Here is an 18,964-nt window from a genome sequence, read left to right as displayed (position 1 = left end):
GCTCGGTTATGCTCGGAACCCTCTTTTGTAACGCCATAAGCCGAGCCATGACCCGTCTACTGCGCTACACCCTGCTGGGCCTGTTGAGTGTGATCGTCTTGCTCGCCCTGCTGATCTACAGCCTGACCTGGCGCCCCGGGGCCAAGGAAGTCCTGCCGGTCAGCTGCAATGCTGAGGCACCGACCCTGGTGCCCGGTCAGGCGCTGAAAGTCATGAGCTGGAACGTGCAGTACCTGGCGGGGAAACGCTACGTGTTCTGGAACGACTTGGCAGCGGGCACCGACGAACAACCGACCCCCGCCGACATGGCCTTCAGCCTCGATGAAGTGGCGCGGGTGATCCGTGACGAGAACCCGGACATCGTCCTGCTGCAGGAACTCGATGACGGCGCCAAGGCCAGCGATTACCAGAACCAGTTCAAACTGCTCCAGGAACGGGTCGCCGACCTGTATCCGTGCAGCGCCCGCGCCTACGACTGGAAAGCCGATTTCGTTCCGCAGCCGCACATCTTCGGCAGCGTCGGCCGGCAACTGGCGACCCTCAGCCGCTACCAGATCGAGCACGCCGAACGCCTGCAGCTGCCGGTCGCCCCGGCCAATTTCATCAGCCGTCAGTTCAACCCGAAAAACGCCTTGCTGGTGAGTTACCTGCCCTTGAGCGATGGTGGCCAGATGGCGGTGCTCAACACCCACCTGGACCGCGTCATGCAGCCCGACGACTCGCTGCAAGCCCAGGTGGCCGCTGTCGCCAAGGTGCTCGACAAATACGAAAGCCGCGGCACGCCGTGGCTGATCGGTGGCGACTTCAACCTGTTGCCGCTGGGACAGTATCGACGTTTGCCCACCGAGCAACGCACGCCCTACTCCGCCGACAGCGCGCTGCACGTGTTGTGGGACAAGTACCCGATGATCCCGACCAACGATGAAGCCGGCGGTATCGATCGGGCGCGTTGGCTGACCCATTACCCGAATGACCCGGGGCTGAACGGCCCGGACCGGACCGTCGATTACCAGTTCTACAGCCCGCGGATCAAGCGGGTCGAGGCGATGGTGCGGCAGGACGATACCTTGCGGATCTCCGATCATTTGCCGGTGATTGCCAGATTCCTGCTACCGGCCGCGCCGTAGTTCAGCCGTACACAAAACCTGTGGGAGCGGGCTTGCTCGCGAAGGCCATTGCCCCCTCAACATTGATGTCGACTGACACACCGCCTTCGCGAGCAAGCCCGCTCCCACAGGGACGGTGCACGGTCAATGCACCTCCTCCAGATCATCATGCAGCAGCCCGAAAATATTGCGTTTCATCTCGATAAACGAGCGTTCCATGACCATGTCCAGGGTCCGTGGGCGCTCGATCGGCACGTCCAGAATCTGCTTGATCCGCCCCGGCCGTGCGCCCATCACGTAGACGCGGTCACCCAATAAAATCGCCTCGTCGATATCGTGGGTCACGAACAACACGGTCTTCTTGCTGTTGCCCCACACCCGCAACAACAGCTGCTGCATCTGCAGGCGCGTCTGGCTGTCGAGGGCGCCGAAGGGTTCGTCCATCAGCAAAATCTGCGGGTCGTTGGCCAGCGCCCGGGCGATGGCCACGCGCTGCATCATGCCGCCGGACAGTTGCTTGGCGTAGTTGTCGGCGAACCCGGTCAGACCGACTTCATTGACGTAGTAATCGACGATTTCCTTGCGCTGCGCCGCCGCCATGCCGCGGCGCTTGAGGCCGAACTCGACGTTCTGCCGCACGGTCAGCCACGGAAACAGCGTGTAGCTCTGGAACACCATGCCGCGATCCGCGCCAGGCCCCTGCACTTGCTGGCCGCCGACGTAGATTTCGCCTTCGGTGGGTTCATTCAGCCCGGCGGTGAGGTACAGCAGACTCGACTTGCCGCAGCCCGATGGCCCGACCAGCACAGCGAACTGCTGATCCGGCACCTCGAACGACACCTGATCCAGCGCGGTGAACACACCGCCGTCCGGCTTCTGATACCGCAGGCTGACCTTGTCCACCTGCAGGCGTGGCGCGGTGGGGGTCGCAGTGGCCATCGGCGCGACGAAACGTGGGTTGACGGCGGTTACTGAGCCCATGCGGCAATCCTCAAGCGAAGGAAACGGAACAGTTGATCGGTGACCAGGCCCAGCAGGCCGATGATCGCGATGGCGAGGAAAATCACGTCCACCTGAAAGCCGCGCATGGCTTTGAGGCTCAGGTAACCCAGGCCGCTGGACGCGGCGACCAGCTCGGCGACCACCAGGTACGTCCAGGCCCATCCCATGGTCACGCGCAAGGTGTCGAGCACGCCGGGCAGCGAGGCCGGGGCGATCACGTGCAGCACCGCGTCACGGCGGTTCGAACCCAGCGTGTAAGACGCGTTGATCAGGTCCTTGGAGATGCCTTTGGACACGTCCGCGATCATCACCAGTTGCTGGAAAAACACGCCGAAGATGATCACCGAGACCCGCTGTTCCAAACCGATGCCGATCCACAAAATGAACAGCGGCACGAACGAAGTCACCGGCAGGTAGCGGATGAAGTTGACCATCGGCTCGAGGAACGCCTGGACGATGCGGAAGCTGCCCATCAATAACCCCAGCGGCACCGCCACCAGCGAGGAGACGATGAAGCCGACCATCACCACTTCGAGGCTGGCCCACACGTGGACACCGAGGGTGCCGTCGCGGCTCAGGCGCACGGCGGCGTCGAACACCGCGCCCGGTGTCGGCAGGAACATGCCCGGCACCACGCCGCCGTACGACAACCCGGCCCACAGGCCGACCAACAACACCCAGGCCAGGCCGCTGGCGCTCCAGATCACCGAGACCGGCAAACCGGTCTTGGGTGTGATGCAGCGGCTCAGCCATGAATTGCGCTTGAACATGCCAACCTCCTACAGCGGGGTGACGAAACGGTTGTCGATCAGGTCGTCATTGCTGACGTTGTAGGGTTTGCCCTGCAGTTCACTGGCGGTTTCATTGGCCAGTTTGATCAGCGGTTCGCTGTCGCCCGGCTTGCCCGGCGAGCCGAGGAGTTTTTCGCTCATGGCCTGATCGTAGAAGCGCACGCCCTGGGCGGCCGCTTCGAGTTCCTTCGGATCGGCGAGGTAACCGCCAACGCCCTTGGCCATGATTTTGTAGGCTTCCTGCGGATGATCCTTGGTGTACTGCACCGCTTTATACAGGCCGGCGACCAGGGCCTTGACGTCTTCCGGCTGCTTCTCGATGACCGAGCAGTTGAGCGCGACCACGTCGACGATCACTCCCGGCGTACTGCTGCTGTCGATCAGCACCTTGCCCTGCTGCTTGCTGCGCACCATCGACAGGTGCGGTTCCCAGGTCACGGCGGCCGGCACACGACCGGCGATGAACGCGGTGGCGGCATCGTCCGCGGTCATGTTCTGCACGGTGATGTCGCTCATGCTCATGCCGTGTTTTTTCAGCAGGTACGAGAGCCAGAACTGCGACGTCGAGCCTTCGTTGACCGCCACGGCCTTGCCTTTCAGTTCCTGCAGGCTTTTGACGTCCTTGCCCACCAGCACGCCGTCGCCGCCGTGGCTGTCATCCAGCGCAGCAACGGCCTTGAAGCAGAACTGCGGGCGGTACTTGAGCACTTCATCGATGGTCGACGCCGAGCCCGACAACTCGCCCGACGCTTGCGCGGCCATGTACATCGAAGCCTCTTCGACCACGGGCAATTCGACGGTCAGGCCGTTCTCCTTGAAGTAGCCCAGGTCCTGGGCCAGGTAGAGCGTGCCGTAACCGACCCAGGTGGTATGGCCGATGGACAGGGTGCCGGCCTGGGCGCTGGTGGCGACCGTGGCGGCAATGGCGGTGATCGCCAGTGGATGAGCAACGCGGGTAAGCAAGGACTTGATCATGGAGCACTCCCAAAGCTGTTGATTTAGTTTTGTCATGGGCAGTACGGCCAGCGGGCCGGGACAAGCGCTGCTACCTGCGGTCTCTGCTGGACGTTGGGGTGGGCAGCATTCGGCTGACTGGCGAAGTCGATGTTGGACCAAGGCCGGGATTAGGAAAATTAGGAAATATGTCGATGGGAGTGATGAAAAAACTGGGTAGCGTGCGCCGTAAAAGGGCGGGGTTGGCGGGGGTGCACGGGCTGGGTGCAAAACATGAAAGGTGTGCTGAATCGGCCATGGGATTCGCGAGCAGGCTCGCTCCCACAGGGGATGTGTGATCAACACAGATCCAATGTGGGAGCGAGCCTGCTCGCGATGAGGCCCGCAAGAACGCTAAAAAATCACAGCCGACCGTATTCCTGCGCCGTCCGGTCCAGCGCTTTCAAGGTCTTGCCCACCAGCTCATCCACCTCCTCACGACTGGCAATCAGCGCCGGCGCCATGATCATCCGCCCCAACGTGGAGCGAATAATCACCCCTTCTTCGAAACCAATCGTGCGGCAGCGCCAGGCGATGTCGTTCTCGTTGGCAAAACGCTTGCGGCTGGTCTTGTCCTCGGCCAATTGCAGCGCCGCGACCATCCCGACACCCTGGATATCCCCCACCAACGGGTGATTGCCAAACACCTCGCGCAAGCATTGCTGCAGGTACGGCCCGATGTCGTCCTTGACCCGCGTCACCACGCCTTCGTCGCGCAAGGCCTTGAGATTGGCGATGGCCACCGCCGCCGCCACCGGGTGCCCGGAATAGGTCAGGCCGTGGGCGAACACGCCGCCTTGCTCCACCAGCACCTGCGCCATTTTCTTCGACAGGACCAACCCGCCCATGGGGATGTAACCAGAGGTCAGGCCCTTGGCGATCGACAGGGTGTCCGGCTCGAAACCGAAGTGTTCATGGGCGAACCATTCGCCGGTGCGACCGAAGCCGCCGATCACTTCGTCGGCGCACAGCAGCACGTCGTATTTACGGCAGATGCGCTGGATTTCCGGCCAGTAACTTTCCGGCGGGAAAATCATGCCGCCGGCGCCCTGGAACGGTTCGGCGATGAACCCGGCAACCTTGTCGGCGCCCAGTTCGAGGATCTTCGCTTCCAGTTGCTGCGCCGCCCGCAGACCGAATTCGGCGGGAGTCAGGTTGCCTTCGTGGGCGAAGTAATACGGCTCGTCGATGTGTTCGATGTCCGGGATCATGCCGCCCATTTCGTGCATGAACTTCATGCCGCCGAGCGCCGTCGCCGCCAAGGTCGAGCCGTGGTAACCGTTCCAGCGGCCGATCATGATTTTCTTCTCGGGCTTGCCCAGCACCTGCCAGTAACGGCGCACGGTGCGGATCAGCACCTCGTTGGCTTCGGACCCGGAGTTGGTGTAGATCGCGTGGCTGTAGTGCCCCGGCAACAGGCTGAACAGCAGCTCGGACAGCTCGATCACCTGCGGATGGGTGGTGTGGAAAAACATGTTGTAGTACGGCAGCTGCTCAAGCTGTTGAGTGGCCGCCGCGGCCAGGTCCTTGCGCCCGTAACCGAGGTTGGTGCACCACAACCCGGACATGCCATCGAGGTAACGCCGACCATCGTTGTCCCACAGGTGCAGGCGCTCGCCGCGGACCATCACCCGCGGCCCTTCATCGTTGAGCGCTTTCTGGTCGACGAAGGCGTGAATGTGGTGCGCAGCATCGGCGGCCTGGTAGTCGCGGGTTTCACGTGGTGTGGTCATCGCCAGTTCTCCGTTTTTGTTGTGAGCGGCTGTTATGAGTTATGAGCGAAGTTGAAACCAGGTGGTCTTCAACTGGGTGTATTTATCGAATGAGTGCAGTGACAGGTCGCGGCCGAAACCGGACTGCTTGCCGCCGCCGAACGGCACGGTCACGTCCAGGGCATCGACGCTGTTCACCGACACCGTGCCCGCGCGTAATTGCCGGGCCACGCGGTGGGCGCGGTTGAGGTCGTCGGTCCACAGCGAGGCCGCCAGACCGTAGACGCTGTCGTTGGCCAGTTGCAAGGCCTGTGCCTCGTCGTCGAAGGCCGTCACCGCGAGCACCGGGCCGAACACTTCGTCGCGGAACAGCGACATGTCCGGGGTCACACCGGTAAAAATCGTCGGCTGAATGAAGTTGTCGGAGCCGTTGAAGACGGACTGCCGGCCGCCACACACCTTGGTTGCGCCCTGGCGTTCGGCCTGCTCGATGAACTGCAGGATGCGCGCGGTCTGGCGGCTGTCGACAATCGCTCCGGCGCTGCTCGACGGGTCCAGCGGGTCCCCCGGCAACCAGCGTTCGGCCTGGGCTTTGAGGCGCTCGACGAACTCGTCATGAATCGAACGCTGCACCAGCAACCGCGAGTTGGCCGAGCAGACTTCGCCCTGGTTGAAGAAGATGCCGAACGCGGCTTTCTCGGCGGCGAGGTCCAGATCCTGGCAATCGGCGAACACCAGGTTCGCGCTCTTGCCACCGCATTCCAGCCACACCTGTTTCAGGTTCGACTGCGCGGAATACTGCATGAAATATTTGCCGACTTCGGTGGAGCCGGTGAACACCAGGCAATCGACATCGGGGTGCAAGCCGAGGGCCTTTCCGGTTTGTTCACCGAGGCCCGGCAGCACGTTCAACACGCCCGCCGGCAGCCCGGCTTCCAGCGCCAGTTCAGCCAGCCGCAGGGCGGAGAACGGTGATTGTTCGGAGGGTTTGAGAATCACCGAATTGCCAGCGGCCAAGGCTGGCGCGAGTTTCCACGCGGCCATGTCCAGCGGAAAATTCCACGGCACCACGGCGGCGACCACGCCCAGGGCTTCGCGGGTGATGGTCGCCAGCACGTTCTGCGCGCTCGGGGCAATCTGGTCGTAGAGTTTGTCGAGGCTTTCGGCGTACCAGCGAAACACCCCGGCGGCGCCCGGCACATCGATGTTGTAGGCGTCCATCACCGGTTTGCCCATGTTCAGCGAATCCAGCAGCGCCAGCTCTTCGCGATGGGTCATGATCAGGTCGGCCAGGCGCAGCAGCACGTGCTTGCGCTCATTCGGCGAACGCGCCGACCAGGTGCCGGCCTCGAACACCTGCCGGGCGTTGTTCACCGCGACGTCCACGTCTTCACTGCCGCAAGCGGCCAGGTTGGCCAGTCGCTGGCCAGTGGCCGGGTTGATCGCGGCGAAGGTCTGGCCGGACTGCGCCGAACGGGATTGACCGTCGATCAGGGCCTGGTCGGGAAACGCCAGCGTCGCGGCTTTTTTTTGCCAATATGCAAGCTTGAACACGTTCAGATGCTCCATGGGCTTTCTTGTGCATTGGATGGTCGCTCAGGCCCGAGTCCAGTAAAAATAGTAAAAATGTCTTCGCAGACCATGAAAAAACTGGGCAGCCCCATCTCCCCGGTGTCGCGCGATGTGGTTATTGTTCAGGCACAACAACACCGTCGTCAGAACGGATGCAGTCGGCGCAAAAATTGCCTGGATGTCGTGTCCATCCATCCCGAGGTTTGCCGTGGCTGCCTACAACCTGCGTCAATTGAAGTACTTCATCACCACCGTCGAATGCGGCAGCGTCGCCGAGGCCTCGCGCAAGTTGTACATCGCGCAGCCGGCCATCTCGACAGCGATCAAAGGCCTGGAAGACAGCTTCGGCGTGCAACTGCTGATCCGTCACCACGCGCAAGGCGTGTCCTTGACCCCCAGCGGTGCACGCTTCTATCGCAAGGCCCAGGAACTGCTGCGCATGGCCAAGGAGTTCGAACAGAATGCCCTGGCGGACAATGACGTGGTGTCCGGGCAGATCGACATCGGCTGCTTCGAAACCGTCGCGCCGCTGTACTTGCCGCAGTTGATTGCCGGGTTTTCGGCACTGTACCCGGGGGTGAAGATCCGCATCCGCGACGGCGAGCAGCAGGAACTGGTGCAAGGCCTGACCTCGGGCACCTTCGACCTGGCGATCCTGTACGAACACGACCTCGACGCGACCATCGAAACCGAACCGCTGATGCCCGCTCAGCGACCTTATGCCCTGCTGCCGGCGGATCATCGTTTTGCCCAGCTCAAGCAAGTGTCCCTGCGCGATTTGTGCCTGGAGCCGATGATCCTGCTGGACGTGCAGCCGAGCCGCACCTATTTCGTCAGCCTGTTCGAGGAACTGGGCCTGTCGCCGAACATTGCCTTCAGCTCACCGTCGATCGAGATGGTCCGGGGCATGGTCGGGCGAGGGTTCGGCTTCTCGATCCTGGTCACCCGTCCGCATTCGGAATGCACCTACGACGGGCAGAAAGTGGTGTGTGTGAACATCGTCGAAGACGTCACTGGATCAGGGCTGGTGGCCGCGTGGCTCAAGCGCGGGCAACTGACCAAACCGGCGCAGTTGTTTGCCGACTACTGCCGCGAACAGCTGACCGCAAAAGCCGAAAAGTCGTCCCCACACCTGTAGGAGCGAGCATGCTCGCGAAAAACCTGAGGCCGCCCGGGCGTGTCAGGTGGTCAGCGTTATCGTTGGCGCCCCTCGTCGGAGCGCCGCCCGGAGCCTGCTCGCTCCTACAGGGTCGGTCATTATTTTCGGGGTTTGATCCGGGCGGTTGCCTCGGCCACCAAGGGATCATCCGGCCAGTAATGCTTTGGGTAACGACCCTTCAGATCCTTCTTGACCTCGGCATACGTGCTGCGCCAGAAATTCGCCAGGTCCTGCGTCACCTGCACCGGCCGCCGCGCCGGTGACAGCAGATGTAACTTCACCACCTGCCGCCCCCCGGCAATACGCGGCGTTTGCGCCAGGCCGAACAACTCCTGCAACCGCACGGCCAGAATCGGCGGCTGCTCGCTGTAATCCAGGCGAATCGACGACCCCGACGGCACGCTCAAATGATGCGGCGCCAGTTCCTCCAGCCGCTGCGGCAACGGCCACGGCAACAAGTTATGCACGATGCTCGACAGGTCCAGACTGGCAAAATGACTGAGCCGCGACACCTTGCCCAGGTACGGCATCAACCACCGCTCAAGACTCTTCAGTAACGCTGCATCACTGACATCCGGCCACTCGCTCTCGCCCTTACCGCCAAGGTCCAGTTGGCGCAAAAGCGCCACCCGCGCCTGCCACTGACGCAACTCCGGCGTCCACGGCAGCAACTCCAGCCCTTTGCGCCGCACCAGGTTCACCAGCGCCTGACTGCGCGCCGTCTCATCCAGCCCGGTCAACGGCTCACGGCTGAGCACCAGTTCCCCGACCTTGCGCTGACGCTCGGCGCGCAACACGCCTTCGCGCTCGTCCCAATCCAGCTGATCGACCACCCGCACCTGTTCGGCCAACACCGACTCGAACAACATCGGATCAAAATCCGCTGCCAGATAAATCCGCTCCTCACGCTGACCTTGTCGACTGCCGAGATCAGCGATCACCAGCCACGGTTGTTTCATCAGGCTATCGGCTTCGGCGAACAACGCGGCGCGACCGTTGGCCAGCCGATACTCCGCGCCACCGGCCCGGCGCTGCTGCGCCACACGGTCGGGATAGGCCAGCGCCAGCAAGGCGCCAAGCCAGCGCGGATGATCCGGGTCACTGACCGGCTCCGTCGCCTTGCCACGCAGGTAACCGCGATACTGCCGCGCCAGTTGCCGCGCTCGTTGCACGCCACCCTGAGCGCCGCGTGCCGCCCGTTCTTCACCGGACAACAGCACCAACCGGCTGTGCAGATCAGCCCCGGCCCCGCGCAAGATGTCGCGCTCGCCGAGCAGCGCCGCGACATCGCACGCCATCTGCGCCAATCCGAGCGCCTGGCCGCGCAACAACAAGTGGGCGATGCGCGGATGCGCCGGCAGTTCGGCCATGGCCTGACCGTGGCGGGTCAGCGCTTCACCGTCCAACGCACCGAGGCGCTCGAGCAAATCCTGCGCCTGTGCATAAGCGGCCGTTGGCGGCACGTCGAGCCAGACCAACTGCCCCGGCGTGACGCCCCAACGACCGAGTTGCAAGGCCAGTCCGGCAAGGTCCGCCGAAAGAATTTCCGCACTGGCGTAGGCCGCCAATTGCTCGTGCTGATCCTGTGACCACAGGCGATAACACACGCCCGGCTCCAGCCGCCCGGCCCGGCCCGCGCGTTGCGTGGCACTGGCGCGGGAAATGCGTTGCGTGTCGAGGCGGGTCATGCCGCTGCCGGGATCGAAACGCGGCACCCGTGCCAGCCCCGCATCGATCACCACGCGCACGCCGTCGATGGTCAGGCTGGTCTCGGCGATGTTGGTGGCCAGCACCACTTTGCGTTTACCCGGCGACGCCGGATCGATCGCGGCGCGTTGCGCGGCCAGGTCCAGTTCACCGTGCAACGGGCAGAGCAACACGTGGGGATTCTCGCCCAGCGCATCGGCCACTTGCTGATGCACCCGGCGGATTTCCGCCTGTCCCGGCAGGAACACCAGAAGGCTGCCGGTTTCGTCATTCAGGGCGTCGAGGATCGTCTGCACCACCCGCGGCTCGATGAATTCACCGGGCTGGAACGGCCGGCCCCAGCGCATCGCTACCGGGTACATGCGCCCTTCGCTGCGCAGGATCGGCGCGTCATCAAGCAGCCCGGCCAGGCGTTCACCTTCCAAGGTCGCTGACATCAGGAGGATTTTCAGCGGTTGATCGTCGCGGAACAGCTCCCGGCCATTCAGGCTCAAGGCCAAAGCCAGATCCGCGTCGAGGCTGCGCTCATGGAACTCGTCGAAAATCAGCAACCCCACACCTTCCAGCGCCGGATCGTCCTGCAAGCGCCGGGTCAGAATGCCTTCAGTGACCACTTCGATACGTGTGCCGGGCCCGACTTTACTGTCCAGCCGAATCCGGTAGCCGACCGTTTCTCCGACCTTCTCGCCCAACTCCGACGCCAGCCGCTCCGCCGCCGCCCGCGCTGCCAGCCGCCGCGGTTCCAGCATTAAAATGGTCTGCCCGGCCAACCACGGCTCATTCAGCAAGGCCAATGGCACCCGGGTGGTTTTACCGGCGCCGGGCGGTGCTTCGAGCACGGCTTCATGGCGTGTAGCCAGGGCTTCACGCAGGGCGGGTAAAACTTCATCAATCGGCAGAGAAATCATGCTGGCTCCAAAACAGAGCCACGAGTATAACGGCGAACTGCCTGGCGTTCGTCGTGGTCCTAATTCATACCGACAACGCTTCGTTTTCCAGATGACTCAGGAGATTTCCTATGCGTGTTCCCTTTCGCCTGATTGGCGGTGTACTGGTGGCCACCCTGCTGACCCAGGTGACCGCGTGCGGCTCGATTTTCTACCCCGATCGCCGCGGGCAGATCGACGGCAAGATTGACCCGGCCATTGCCGCGCTGGATGCCGTGGGCCTGCTGTTCTACATCATTCCCGGCCTGATCGCCTTTGCGGTGGACTTCGCCTCCGGGGCGATTTACTACGCGCCCGGCGAGCATGCGCAGGTGGCCCCGGAAAAACTCAAGGAAGCCATCGGCGCCGACGGCAAGGTCGACACCCGCAAGTTGCAGACTATTCTGGAGACCGAACTGGGCCGCAGCTTCCCGCTGGACGACCCACGCCTGATCCAGCACAAGGGCAGCACCCAGCAACTGGCATTGCTCGGTCTGCAACCGGCCGCGTAAACCAGGCACTGAAAGGATAAGCCGCACCTATGATTTCCAGCTCCGAACACGCCCGCCTGTTGCGGCTGGCGACCCGTGCCTCGGTGGCGGTGGCCTGTACGTTGATCGTCGCCAAAGCCATCGCGTGGTGGTTGAGCGGTTCGGTGAGCATGCTCGCCGGGCTGACCGACTCGGCACTCGACGGCGTCACCTCGCTGCTCAACCTGCTGGCGGTGCACTACGCCTTGCGTCCCGCCGACGATGATCACCGTTACGGGCACGGCAAGGCCGAGTCGCTGGCGGGCATGGCCCAGGCGTTGTTCATCGGTGGCAGTGCGGTGTTGATTGCCCTGCAGGCGTTTGATCGGTTGAAGCATCCCGAACCGGTGGGCGCGCCGTGGATCAGCATCGGGGTGATCGTGTTCTCCCTGGCGCTGACCCTGGCCCTGCTGACGTTGCAGCACCGGGTGGTCAAGGCCACCGGCTCGAACGCCGTGCGCGCCGATTCCCTGCATTACCGTTCGGACATGCTGCTCAACGGCAGCATTCTGTTCGCGCTGGTGTTGGCCGGGTTTGGCTGGAATCAGGTCGACGCCTGGTTCGGCCTGGGGATCGCCGCGTACATTCTCTGGAGCGCCATTCAAATCGCCCGGGAAAGTTTCACGGTGTTGATGGATGAAGAGCTGCCGGCGGAAGTCAGTCAGCACATGCTCGAACTGGCGTGCAGCGTGCCGGGCGTCCTGGGCGCCCATGACCTGCGCACGCGGATTTCCGGTAACCAGTGGTTCGTGCAACTGCACCTGGAGTTGCCGGGGGAACTGACGCTGTCAGTCGCCCACGGTATCAGCGACCGGGCGGCGGAGGCGATCCAGGCCGCCTACCCGCGCGCCGAAGTGCTGGTGCACGCCGACCCGCAGGAAGTGGTGCCAGCGGCCAGGGCGACTCAGTAACTGACCTGGTAACCGCGACTGCTCAAGCAGTTGCCCTGGGCCTGACGGTACGCCTGTACGACCGAAGGGTCCGGCTGGTAGGTGGCCGTGCGCGGATCGAAACCACTCTGCTGCACCGCATACTGATAACACTCGTAGCCGTCCTGATTGACCTGCTCCGGTGACTGACCGTTGGCCGGATACGCCTCCACGTCATAATTGTTGCTGACCGGTTGCGGTTGCGGTTGCGGCTGCGATTGCACGGGCGGCTCGACCACCATGTAGTCCTGCGTGCTTTCCTGATAGGCGTAATACGAACCCGCCGCGAGGAACAGCAGCGCACCGCCGATCCACACTTCGCGGGCGTAATCCGGCAGGTAGCCGACGCGAATTCCGCGCGGCGGCTGTACCACTACATAACGCGGGCCTTGCGGGCGATACCAGTAGCCGCCGGAAAAGAAGTAATCCTGGCCGCGATAGGGCACGCGATAGTCGCGGTCCGGGAAACGGTCGATCATATGACCGGGACGGTACTGCGGGCCTGGGCCCCAGCCGTTACCGTGCCCGTCCGGGCGTCCGGCCCAGCGATGGTCATCCGGACGCGGGCCGTTGTTGTTCTGCCAGTGCGGGTTGTTGTTGTCGTTACGCCGTGGCACGTCATTGTAATAACCGCGCTGTGGCTGTTGGGTCTGGCGCACGGTGTCGGGTCGGCCCTGAATCGGCAGGTTATTGGCCGGCAATTGTGGCGAAGTCGGTGGTGGGCGAACGGGATTGTTGAAATCGCGGGGCTGATTATCGCGCGGCTGATTGTTCTGCAACTGGCCACCAGTGCGCGGCTGGCCGTTGTGCTCGAACTGCCGGCTGTTGTCGCCGCGAATGATTTCGTTGTTCTGCGGCCGCGGCTGATTTTGCTGCGGATTGTTCTGCGGCCGCGGCTGGTTCTGTTGCGGATTGTTTTGCGGACGCGGCTGATTGTTGCCGCCATGCCCCTGATTATTGCCCTGATGACCATCCCCCCGCTGCCCGTTCTCGGGACCACGGTTCTGCGGCTCATCGGCCAGCGATTGCGCAGTGACACTGATACACAGCAAACCAACACCGGCCAAACGCCAGATGCGCGACTTCATGCTTTTCCTCACTGCGGGTTAGGGCTTGTACGTAAGACTGGGAAAGCACAGGCCGGTTCTGCAACAGGTTATCAGTCGCGCAACTTATTTATTGAGGGTCCGGCGATAAATTGCGGACAAAAGAAAAGGGAGACCCGTCGGCCTCCCTTTGAGAACTTCGTCCGTGCTCGACGCTTTTGACGTCGGCTCACCTCACGCCGTCTTCTGGACAGTGTGCAGCTCGGGGGCCGGCACATCCCCGGTGGGGGTGGCAGCCGCGACTGGCCTGATTGGGCGAGTCGCTGTGGACTGTTTGTCCGAGCAGTGATTCTGGTGATAAGCATAGGCCTGCGGTGCCGACAGAGGATTGCGAAGATTGCTCAAATAAACATGACTTGCGCAATTTTTAACCCTGGATAGATAATCTGCCGCAATCGATATGACAAAGGCCTGATTGATGAGCAAACTCGACCGATACGACCTGAGCATTTTGGCGGAATTGCAGCGCGACGCGCGCATCTCCAACCAGGAGCTGGCCGAACGCATCGGCTTGTCGCCGTCCCCTTGTTCGCGCCGGGTCAAGCAGCTGGAGGACGACGGCTACATCTCCCGCCAGGTCGCGCTGCTGGACCGCAAGATGCTCGGCCTGAGCCTGACCGCCTACGTACTGATCGGCATGGACCGGCACACGCCGGAGCGCTTCGAGAACTTCGAGGCAGCGATTCGCACCTTGCCGCAGGTACTGGAATGCAGTCTGGTGACCGGAATGGATGCCGACTATCAGCTCAAGGTGGTAGTGCCGGACATGGATCACTATCAGAAACTGCTGCTGGGGCATCTGACCCGTATTGAAGGGGTGACGAGTGTGCGCTCGAGTTTCGTGTTGAACCAGGTGCTCAACAGTACCGAACTGCCGCTGACCCATCTGCGCAGTTGAATACGCAACTCCCCCTGTAGGAGCGAGCTTGCTCGCGATGGAAGTCCAGACACCGTTGGCATCCAGGCAGCCCGCGTAATCGTTCGCCACCATCGCGCGCAAGCTTGCTCCTACAGGGCTCTTGCGCCGTTCACGAGATTTGCGCCACGCAGCCCAGGCGACGAATAGCTGCGACACACCGCCGCAGCCCACCCCGCCGCGCCTCCCCCATGCCGTATACTCCAGCGCCTTTTAGCCCCGCCCACGCTGGAGATGTCCAATGGATCCTGCAGTATTCGAAGAATGGATGATGACCGGACTGGTCAGCATCCTGATCATTTTCATGGGTTTTATCGTCTGGGACCTGGCAAAAAAATCCAAGGCCGGGCGCTTTGGCTCGTTCATCCTGTTCTTCGTGCTGGGCCTGGGCGTCGCGGCGTTCGTGATCAAAAGCGTGGTAATCGGCCTGATCGAGTCCGGCTCGTTATAAGCGTGCCGGGACTTCCTTCCACTGTCCCTGATCGAGCCCTTCGATCGACCAGTCACCGATTCTGACCCGCACCAGACGCAACGTCGGCAAGCCTACCGCCGCGGTCATGCGCCGCACCTGACGGTTACGCCCCTCACGGATCACCAACTCCAGCCAGCAGGTCGGCACGCTTTTGCGAAAGCGCACCGGCGGGTTGCGCGGCCACAACGCCGGCTCATCCAGCTGCCGCGCTTCGGCAGGCAAGGTCATGCCGTCGTTCAGTTCGACGCCATCGCGCAGACGCTGCAACTGCGCTTCGCTCGGCTCGCCTTCCACTTGTACCCAATAGGTCTTGGCCAGTTTGTGTTTCGGGTCGGCAATCCGCGCCTGCAACTGGCCGTCGTTGGTCAACAGCAGCAAGCCTTCGCTGTCGCGGTCCAGCCGCCCTGCCGGGTAGATCCCGGGAATCTCGATGAAATCCTTGAGCGTCGCCCGCCCTTCTCCATCACTGAATTGCGTCAGCACATCGAAAGGTTTGTTGAACAGAATCAGCTTCGGCTCGGCCGGTGGCGCTTTGGCGATGCGGCGCGGGGCTGAGGACGGTGACGCGGGTTTCGCGCCAGGGCGGCGGGAAACGGGACGTTGGGGACGGGACATGGCAAAGAGGACATCTAACGGTCAGGGCCCACTATGCTAGTGGCCCGACCGTCAAATGACCATGACCACCATCAGCGGAACGGCGGCTCGTCAAAGCTGCGCAGTTTGCGCGAGTGCAGCGAATTGAGCTCGGTGCGCAACAGGTCCACGGCCTCGATCCCGATCTTCAAATGCTGGCTGACCGCGCGCTCATAAAACGCGTTGGCCGAACCCGGCAGCTTGATTTCACTGTGCAGCGGTTTGTCCGAGACGCAGAGCAACGTGCCGTACGGCACCCGCAAACGATAACCCTGGGCGGCAATGGTGCCGCTTTCCATGTCCACCGCCACGGCGCGGGACAGGTTGATCAGCGGCCGCTCCTGAGCCCAGCGCAACTCCCAGTTGCGGTCGTCGTAGGTCAGCACGGTGCCGGTGCGCAGGCGTTTTTTCAGCTCGTCGCCCTTCTCGCCGGTGATGTTGGCGGCCGCTTGCTGCAACGCCATCTGCACTTCGGCCAGGGCCGGGATCGGGATGTTCGGCGGCACGACCCGGTCGAGAATCCCGTCGCGGCGCATGTAGGCGTGGGCCAGCACGTAATCGCCAATGGTCTGCGACTGACGCAGGCCGCCGCAGTGACCGATCATCAGCCAGCAATGTGGACGCAGCACCGCCAGGTGGTCAGTGATGTTCTTGGCGTTGGACGGGCCGACACCGATGTTCACCAGGGTCACGCCATGACCGTCGCTGGCGATGAGGTGATAGGCCGGCATCTGATAACGGTGCCAGACCACGCCCGCGGCAATCGCCGACGCTTCGCCGTGGTCCATGCTCTTTTCGATGATCACGTTGCCCGGCAAGACCATGCGCACGAAACGCGGGTCGCTGCGCAGCTGCTCCAGGCCATGGACGATGAACTGGTCCACGTAGCGATGATAGTTGGTGAGCAGGATCCACGGCTGCACATGGCGCCAGTCGCTGCCGGTGTAATGCACCAGCCGACGCAGGGAAAAGTCCACCCGCGCGGCATCGAACAGCGCCAGCGGCAGCGGATCGGTGTTTTCCCAATCGTACAGGCCGTCGGCAATGCCATCGGTGGCGGCAGACAGGTCGGTGCTCGGGAACACCCGCGCCAGCACCGCGGCGGTCACGCCGGAGCCGGCCAGTTCATCGCCCTGCTCGACCACGTACGGGTACGGAATATTCTGCTGGCTGATGCCGACTTCCACGGTCACGGTGAAGTCGTGCATCAGCGGCACGAGTTGTTCCAGCAGGTATTTACGGAAAGCGGCCGGGTGCGTGACGGTGACGCTGTAGGTCCCCGGCAACTGAACCTTGGCGTAGGCGCGCGTGGTCTGTGGGACTTCGCCCTGGCAGTGGTAGGTCAGACGCAGTTCAGGATAACGAAACATCGCACGCTGTTCGGCGTCCGGTTCAATTCGATCCTTGAGGTAACGCTTGAGCGCCTGGTTCAGCGCGGTGGTTGCACGATTGTGCAAATGCGCAAGCTGGTCCACAGCTTGCTCGGCGGTTTGAACGACAATAAAAGCTTCGGTCACGATCAGCATCCTGTGTTCTGACTTGCAGGCCTTCATCTTGCCTGCATCGTCGCTTCACGGGAACAGTGGCGTGCCGCCCAAATGCCAAGTCCTGCGCAGATCCAATGTGCGAGCGAGCCTGCTCGCGATGGTGGCGCGTCAGACAACATCAGCGTGACCGACACACCGCTATCGCGAGCAGGCTCGCTCCCACAGGTTTCGTGCGGGTCATAGAAACGGGGTCGATCGTGCCACGATCGCTTCCACTTCAAGCCCCCGCGGCAACGCGCCGTATACCCGACCGGCAGAACCCAGGCGACTGGCGATGAACGCATCACTCACCGCCGCATTGCCGGCCTCCAGCAACAGCTTGGCCTGCAGCCCCAGGGCAATGTCCTCGGTGAGCTGCCGCGCGCGGTATTGAATGTCGCTGGTGTCCTTGAAGGCTGTGTACAACTGGTTGATGTGCGCCGCCAGGCGCTTATCGCCATGGCCGTCGCCCAGTTCGCTGAACAGCACATCGAGCACACCCGGCTCTTTCGACAGCGCCCGCAGCACGTCCAGGCATTGCACGTTGCCGGAACCTTCCCACGTCGAATTCACCGGCGCCTCACGGTACAAGCGCGGCAGGATGCTGTCCTCGACATAGCCCGCGCCGCCCATGCATTCCGCCGCTTCGTTGATCATCGCGGGCGCACGCTTGCAGATCCAGTATTTGCCCACCGCCGTCACCAGGCGGGCGAATTTAGCTTCGTGGCTGTCGTCCAGATGATCCAGCGCCTTGCCCATGCGCAGGCTCAACGCCAGCGCCGCTTCGCTTTCCAGCGCCAGATCGGCGAGGACGTTCTGCATCAACGGTTGTTCGCTGAGCAGCTTGCCACCGACGCTCCGGTGGGCGCAGTGATGGCTGACCTGGGTCAGGGCCTGGCGCATCAGCGAGCTGGAGCCGACCATGCAATCGAAGCGGGTCATGGCGACCATCTCGATGATGGTCGGCACGCCCCGCCCTTCTTCGCCGACCATCCACGCCAGCGCCCCACGAAACTCGACTTCGCTGGAGGCGTTGGAACTGTTGCCGAGCTTGTTCTTCAGGCGTTGGATGTAGAACTGATTGCGTGTGTCATCCGGGCGATGGCGCGGCAACAGGAAACAGGTCAAGCCCTTGTCAGTCTGCGCCAGGGTGAGAAAGGCGTCGCACATCGGCGCCGAACAGAACCACTTGTGCCCCACCAGCTCGTAGGCCTGGCCCGGGCCACTGGCCCCAACCGGATAGGCCTTGGTGGTGTTGGCCCGGACATCGGTGCCGCCCTGTTTCTCGGTCATGGCCATGCCGATCGTGACACCCGCCTTGTGCGCCATGCCCACGTTGCGCGGGTCGTATTCGGTGGCGAGGATCTTCGGCAACCATTGCTCGGCAAGATCGGGTTGCAGGCGCATCGCCGGCACACTGGCGAACGTCATGGTCAGCGGGCAACCGCTGCCGGCTTCGGCCTGGCTGTGCAGGTAAGTCATGGAAGCGCGGGCGACGTGGGCACCGGACTGCGGATGGGCCCACGGCAACGAGGTCAAGCCGTGTTCGATCGCCGTGCGCATCAGTTCATGGTAGGCCGGGTGAAATTCCACCAGGTCGATGCGATGACCATAACGGTCATGGCTGCTGAACACCGGTTTGTTCTGGTTGGCCAGGAACCCCGCTTCCATCAGCGGCCCGCCGGCCAGCGCGCCATAAGCGTCGATCCGCGACTCAGCCCAACCGGCCCCGAAACGCCGCGACCACTCCTGCAAAGGCAGGTCGATGCGATACAGATTGGTGCCGTCCAGGGACGGCGGCTGGTTGGTGACTTCGTGGGTTTCGGCGAACTGATGCATGTTCATGACGGGGCTCCTCTGGTCAGCCAAGGGAGTCAGTTAAGC

At 62.8% G+C, this 18,964-nt stretch carries 16 protein-coding genes; 6 read left to right on the top strand and 10 right to left on the bottom strand.

The annotated features are described in order from the left end of the window. The first annotated feature begins 47 nt into the window (after nucleotides 1–47). Complete coding sequence (locus NTD84_RS06515; RefSeq protein WP_262164130.1) at nucleotides 48–1,127, top strand: endonuclease/exonuclease/phosphatase family protein; 1,080 nt, start codon at nucleotides 48–50, stop codon at nucleotides 1,125–1,127. Nucleotides 1,128–1,250: 123 nt separating this feature from the next. Here NTD84_RS06515 and NTD84_RS06510 read toward each other — a convergent pair whose 3' ends face one another. The 5 genes from NTD84_RS06510 to NTD84_RS06490 form a co-directional block, all read right to left on the bottom strand. After that, entirely contained in the window at nucleotides 1,251–2,087 is an 837-nt protein-coding gene (locus NTD84_RS06510) for an ABC transporter ATP-binding protein (RefSeq protein ID WP_262164129.1), read from the bottom strand. Beyond that, nucleotides 2,075–2,878 (bottom strand): ABC transporter permease, encoded by an 804-nt coding sequence (locus NTD84_RS06505; RefSeq protein WP_262164128.1) that lies wholly within the window; start codon nucleotides 2,876–2,878, stop codon nucleotides 2,075–2,077. The genes NTD84_RS06510 and NTD84_RS06505 overlap by 13 nt, the downstream gene beginning before the upstream one ends. Nucleotides 2,879–2,887: 9 nt before the next feature. Next, the gene (locus NTD84_RS06500) at nucleotides 2,888–3,874 is read right to left on the bottom strand and encodes an ABC transporter substrate-binding protein (RefSeq protein WP_262164127.1); all 987 of its coding nucleotides are present in this window, start codon (nucleotides 3,872–3,874) and stop codon (nucleotides 2,888–2,890) included. Between the two features lie 380 nt (nucleotides 3,875–4,254). Further along, nucleotides 4,255–5,625 (bottom strand): aspartate aminotransferase family protein, encoded by a 1,371-nt coding sequence (locus NTD84_RS06495; protein ID WP_262164126.1) that lies wholly within the window; start codon nucleotides 5,623–5,625, stop codon nucleotides 4,255–4,257. 39 nt (nucleotides 5,626–5,664) lie between these two features. Further along, nucleotides 5,665–7,158 carry an aldehyde dehydrogenase gene (locus NTD84_RS06490; protein WP_262164174.1) on the bottom strand — a complete coding sequence of 498 codons (1,494 nt, stop codon included), beginning with the start codon at nucleotides 7,156–7,158 and terminating at the stop codon, nucleotides 5,665–5,667. 226 nt (nucleotides 7,159–7,384) lie between these two features. Between NTD84_RS06490 and NTD84_RS06485 the strand changes: the two genes are divergently transcribed. Next, nucleotides 7,385–8,314 (top strand): LysR substrate-binding domain-containing protein, encoded by a 930-nt coding sequence (locus tag NTD84_RS06485; RefSeq protein WP_262164125.1) that lies wholly within the window; start codon nucleotides 7,385–7,387, stop codon nucleotides 8,312–8,314. 119 nt (nucleotides 8,315–8,433) lie between these two features. On the opposite strand, the gene hrpB is transcribed toward NTD84_RS06485, so the two are convergent. After that, nucleotides 8,434–10,950 (bottom strand): ATP-dependent helicase HrpB, encoded by a 2,517-nt coding sequence (hrpB, locus tag NTD84_RS06480; RefSeq protein WP_262164124.1) that lies wholly within the window; start codon nucleotides 10,948–10,950, stop codon nucleotides 8,434–8,436. A 110-nt stretch (nucleotides 10,951–11,060) separates the two neighbouring features. Between hrpB and NTD84_RS06475 the strand changes: the two genes are divergently transcribed. Both NTD84_RS06475 and NTD84_RS06470 read left to right on the top strand, forming a co-directional pair. Next, nucleotides 11,061–11,480, top strand: coding sequence for a polyribonucleotide nucleotidyltransferase (locus tag NTD84_RS06475; protein ID WP_262164123.1), 420 nt, complete (start codon nucleotides 11,061–11,063; stop codon nucleotides 11,478–11,480). Nucleotides 11,481–11,509: 29 nt separating this feature from the next. Continuing rightward, nucleotides 11,510–12,409, top strand: coding sequence for a cation diffusion facilitator family transporter (locus NTD84_RS06470; protein WP_262164122.1), 900 nt, complete (start codon nucleotides 11,510–11,512; stop codon nucleotides 12,407–12,409). Here NTD84_RS06470 and NTD84_RS06465 read toward each other — a convergent pair. After that, nucleotides 12,403–13,515 carry a DUF6515 family protein gene (locus NTD84_RS06465; RefSeq protein ID WP_262164121.1) on the bottom strand — a complete coding sequence of 371 codons (1,113 nt, stop codon included), beginning with the start codon at nucleotides 13,513–13,515 and terminating at the stop codon, nucleotides 12,403–12,405. The two genes, NTD84_RS06470 and NTD84_RS06465, sit on opposite strands and share 7 nt — an antisense overlap. A 436-nt stretch (nucleotides 13,516–13,951) precedes the next feature. Between NTD84_RS06465 and NTD84_RS06460 the strand changes: the two genes are divergently transcribed. Further along, nucleotides 13,952–14,431, top strand: a complete 480-nt coding sequence (locus NTD84_RS06460) for an Lrp/AsnC family transcriptional regulator (protein WP_007937367.1) — start codon at nucleotides 13,952–13,954, stop codon at nucleotides 14,429–14,431. A gap of 259 nt (nucleotides 14,432–14,690) precedes the next feature. Beyond that, nucleotides 14,691–14,900 carry a DUF2788 domain-containing protein gene (locus NTD84_RS06455; protein ID WP_093229943.1) on the top strand — a complete coding sequence of 70 codons (210 nt, stop codon included), beginning with the start codon at nucleotides 14,691–14,693 and terminating at the stop codon, nucleotides 14,898–14,900. On the opposite strand, the gene NTD84_RS06450 is transcribed toward NTD84_RS06455, so the two are convergent. The 3 genes from NTD84_RS06450 to NTD84_RS06440 form a co-directional block, all read right to left on the bottom strand. Continuing rightward, the gene (locus NTD84_RS06450; protein ID WP_262164172.1) at nucleotides 14,895–15,461 is read right to left on the bottom strand and encodes a pseudouridine synthase; all 567 of its coding nucleotides are present in this window, start codon (nucleotides 15,459–15,461) and stop codon (nucleotides 14,895–14,897) included. The genes NTD84_RS06455 and NTD84_RS06450 overlap by 6 nt on opposite strands. 146 nt (nucleotides 15,462–15,607) lie before the next feature. Beyond that, complete coding sequence (amn, locus tag NTD84_RS06445; RefSeq protein WP_262164120.1) at nucleotides 15,608–17,107, bottom strand: AMP nucleosidase; 1,500 nt, start codon at nucleotides 17,105–17,107, stop codon at nucleotides 15,608–15,610. A 171-nt stretch (nucleotides 17,108–17,278) separates the two neighbouring features. Then, a complete protein-coding gene (locus NTD84_RS06440) occupies nucleotides 17,279–18,925 on the bottom strand; it encodes an acyl-CoA dehydrogenase family protein (protein WP_262164119.1) in 1,647 nt (548 codons plus the stop codon). Nucleotides 18,926–18,964: the final 39 nt, after the last annotated feature.

The organism is Pseudomonas sp. 14P_8.1_Bac3, from assembly GCF_025466085.1.
Taxonomy (GTDB): Bacteria; Pseudomonadota; Gammaproteobacteria; order Pseudomonadales; family Pseudomonadaceae; genus Aquipseudomonas.
This window is presented reverse-complemented; position numbering and strand designations above follow the sequence as displayed.

Excerpts from the sequence above, each read along its gene's own strand:
- NTD84_RS06515 (WP_262164130.1), top strand. The coding sequence starts at position 48 with ATGACCCGTCTACTGCGCTACACCCTGCTGGGCCTGTTGAGTGTGATC.
- NTD84_RS06510 (WP_262164129.1), bottom strand. The coding sequence starts at position 2,087 with ATGGGCTCAGTAACCGCCGTCAACCCACGTTTCGTCGCGCCGATGGCC.
- NTD84_RS06505 (WP_262164128.1), bottom strand. The coding sequence starts at position 2,878 with ATGTTCAAGCGCAATTCATGGCTGAGCCGCTGCATCACACCCAAGACC.
- NTD84_RS06500 (WP_262164127.1), bottom strand. The coding sequence starts at position 3,874 with ATGATCAAGTCCTTGCTTACCCGCGTTGCTCATCCACTGGCGATCACC.
- NTD84_RS06495 (WP_262164126.1), bottom strand. The coding sequence starts at position 5,625 with ATGACCACACCACGTGAAACCCGCGACTACCAGGCCGCCGATGCTGCG.
- hrpB (WP_262164124.1), bottom strand. The coding sequence starts at position 10,950 with ATGATTTCTCTGCCGATTGATGAAGTTTTACCCGCCCTGCGTGAAGCC.
- NTD84_RS06475 (WP_262164123.1), top strand. The coding sequence starts at position 11,061 with ATGCGTGTTCCCTTTCGCCTGATTGGCGGTGTACTGGTGGCCACCCTG.
- NTD84_RS06470 (WP_262164122.1), top strand. The coding sequence starts at position 11,510 with ATGATTTCCAGCTCCGAACACGCCCGCCTGTTGCGGCTGGCGACCCGT.
- NTD84_RS06465 (WP_262164121.1), bottom strand. The coding sequence starts at position 13,515 with ATGAAGTCGCGCATCTGGCGTTTGGCCGGTGTTGGTTTGCTGTGTATC.
- NTD84_RS06460 (WP_007937367.1), top strand. The coding sequence starts at position 13,952 with ATGAGCAAACTCGACCGATACGACCTGAGCATTTTGGCGGAATTGCAG.
- NTD84_RS06455 (WP_093229943.1), top strand. The coding sequence starts at position 14,691 with ATGGATCCTGCAGTATTCGAAGAATGGATGATGACCGGACTGGTCAGC.
- amn (WP_262164120.1), bottom strand. The coding sequence starts at position 17,107 with ATGAAGGCCTGCAAGTCAGAACACAGGATGCTGATCGTGACCGAAGCT.
- NTD84_RS06440 (WP_262164119.1), bottom strand. The coding sequence starts at position 18,925 with ATGAACATGCATCAGTTCGCCGAAACCCACGAAGTCACCAACCAGCCG.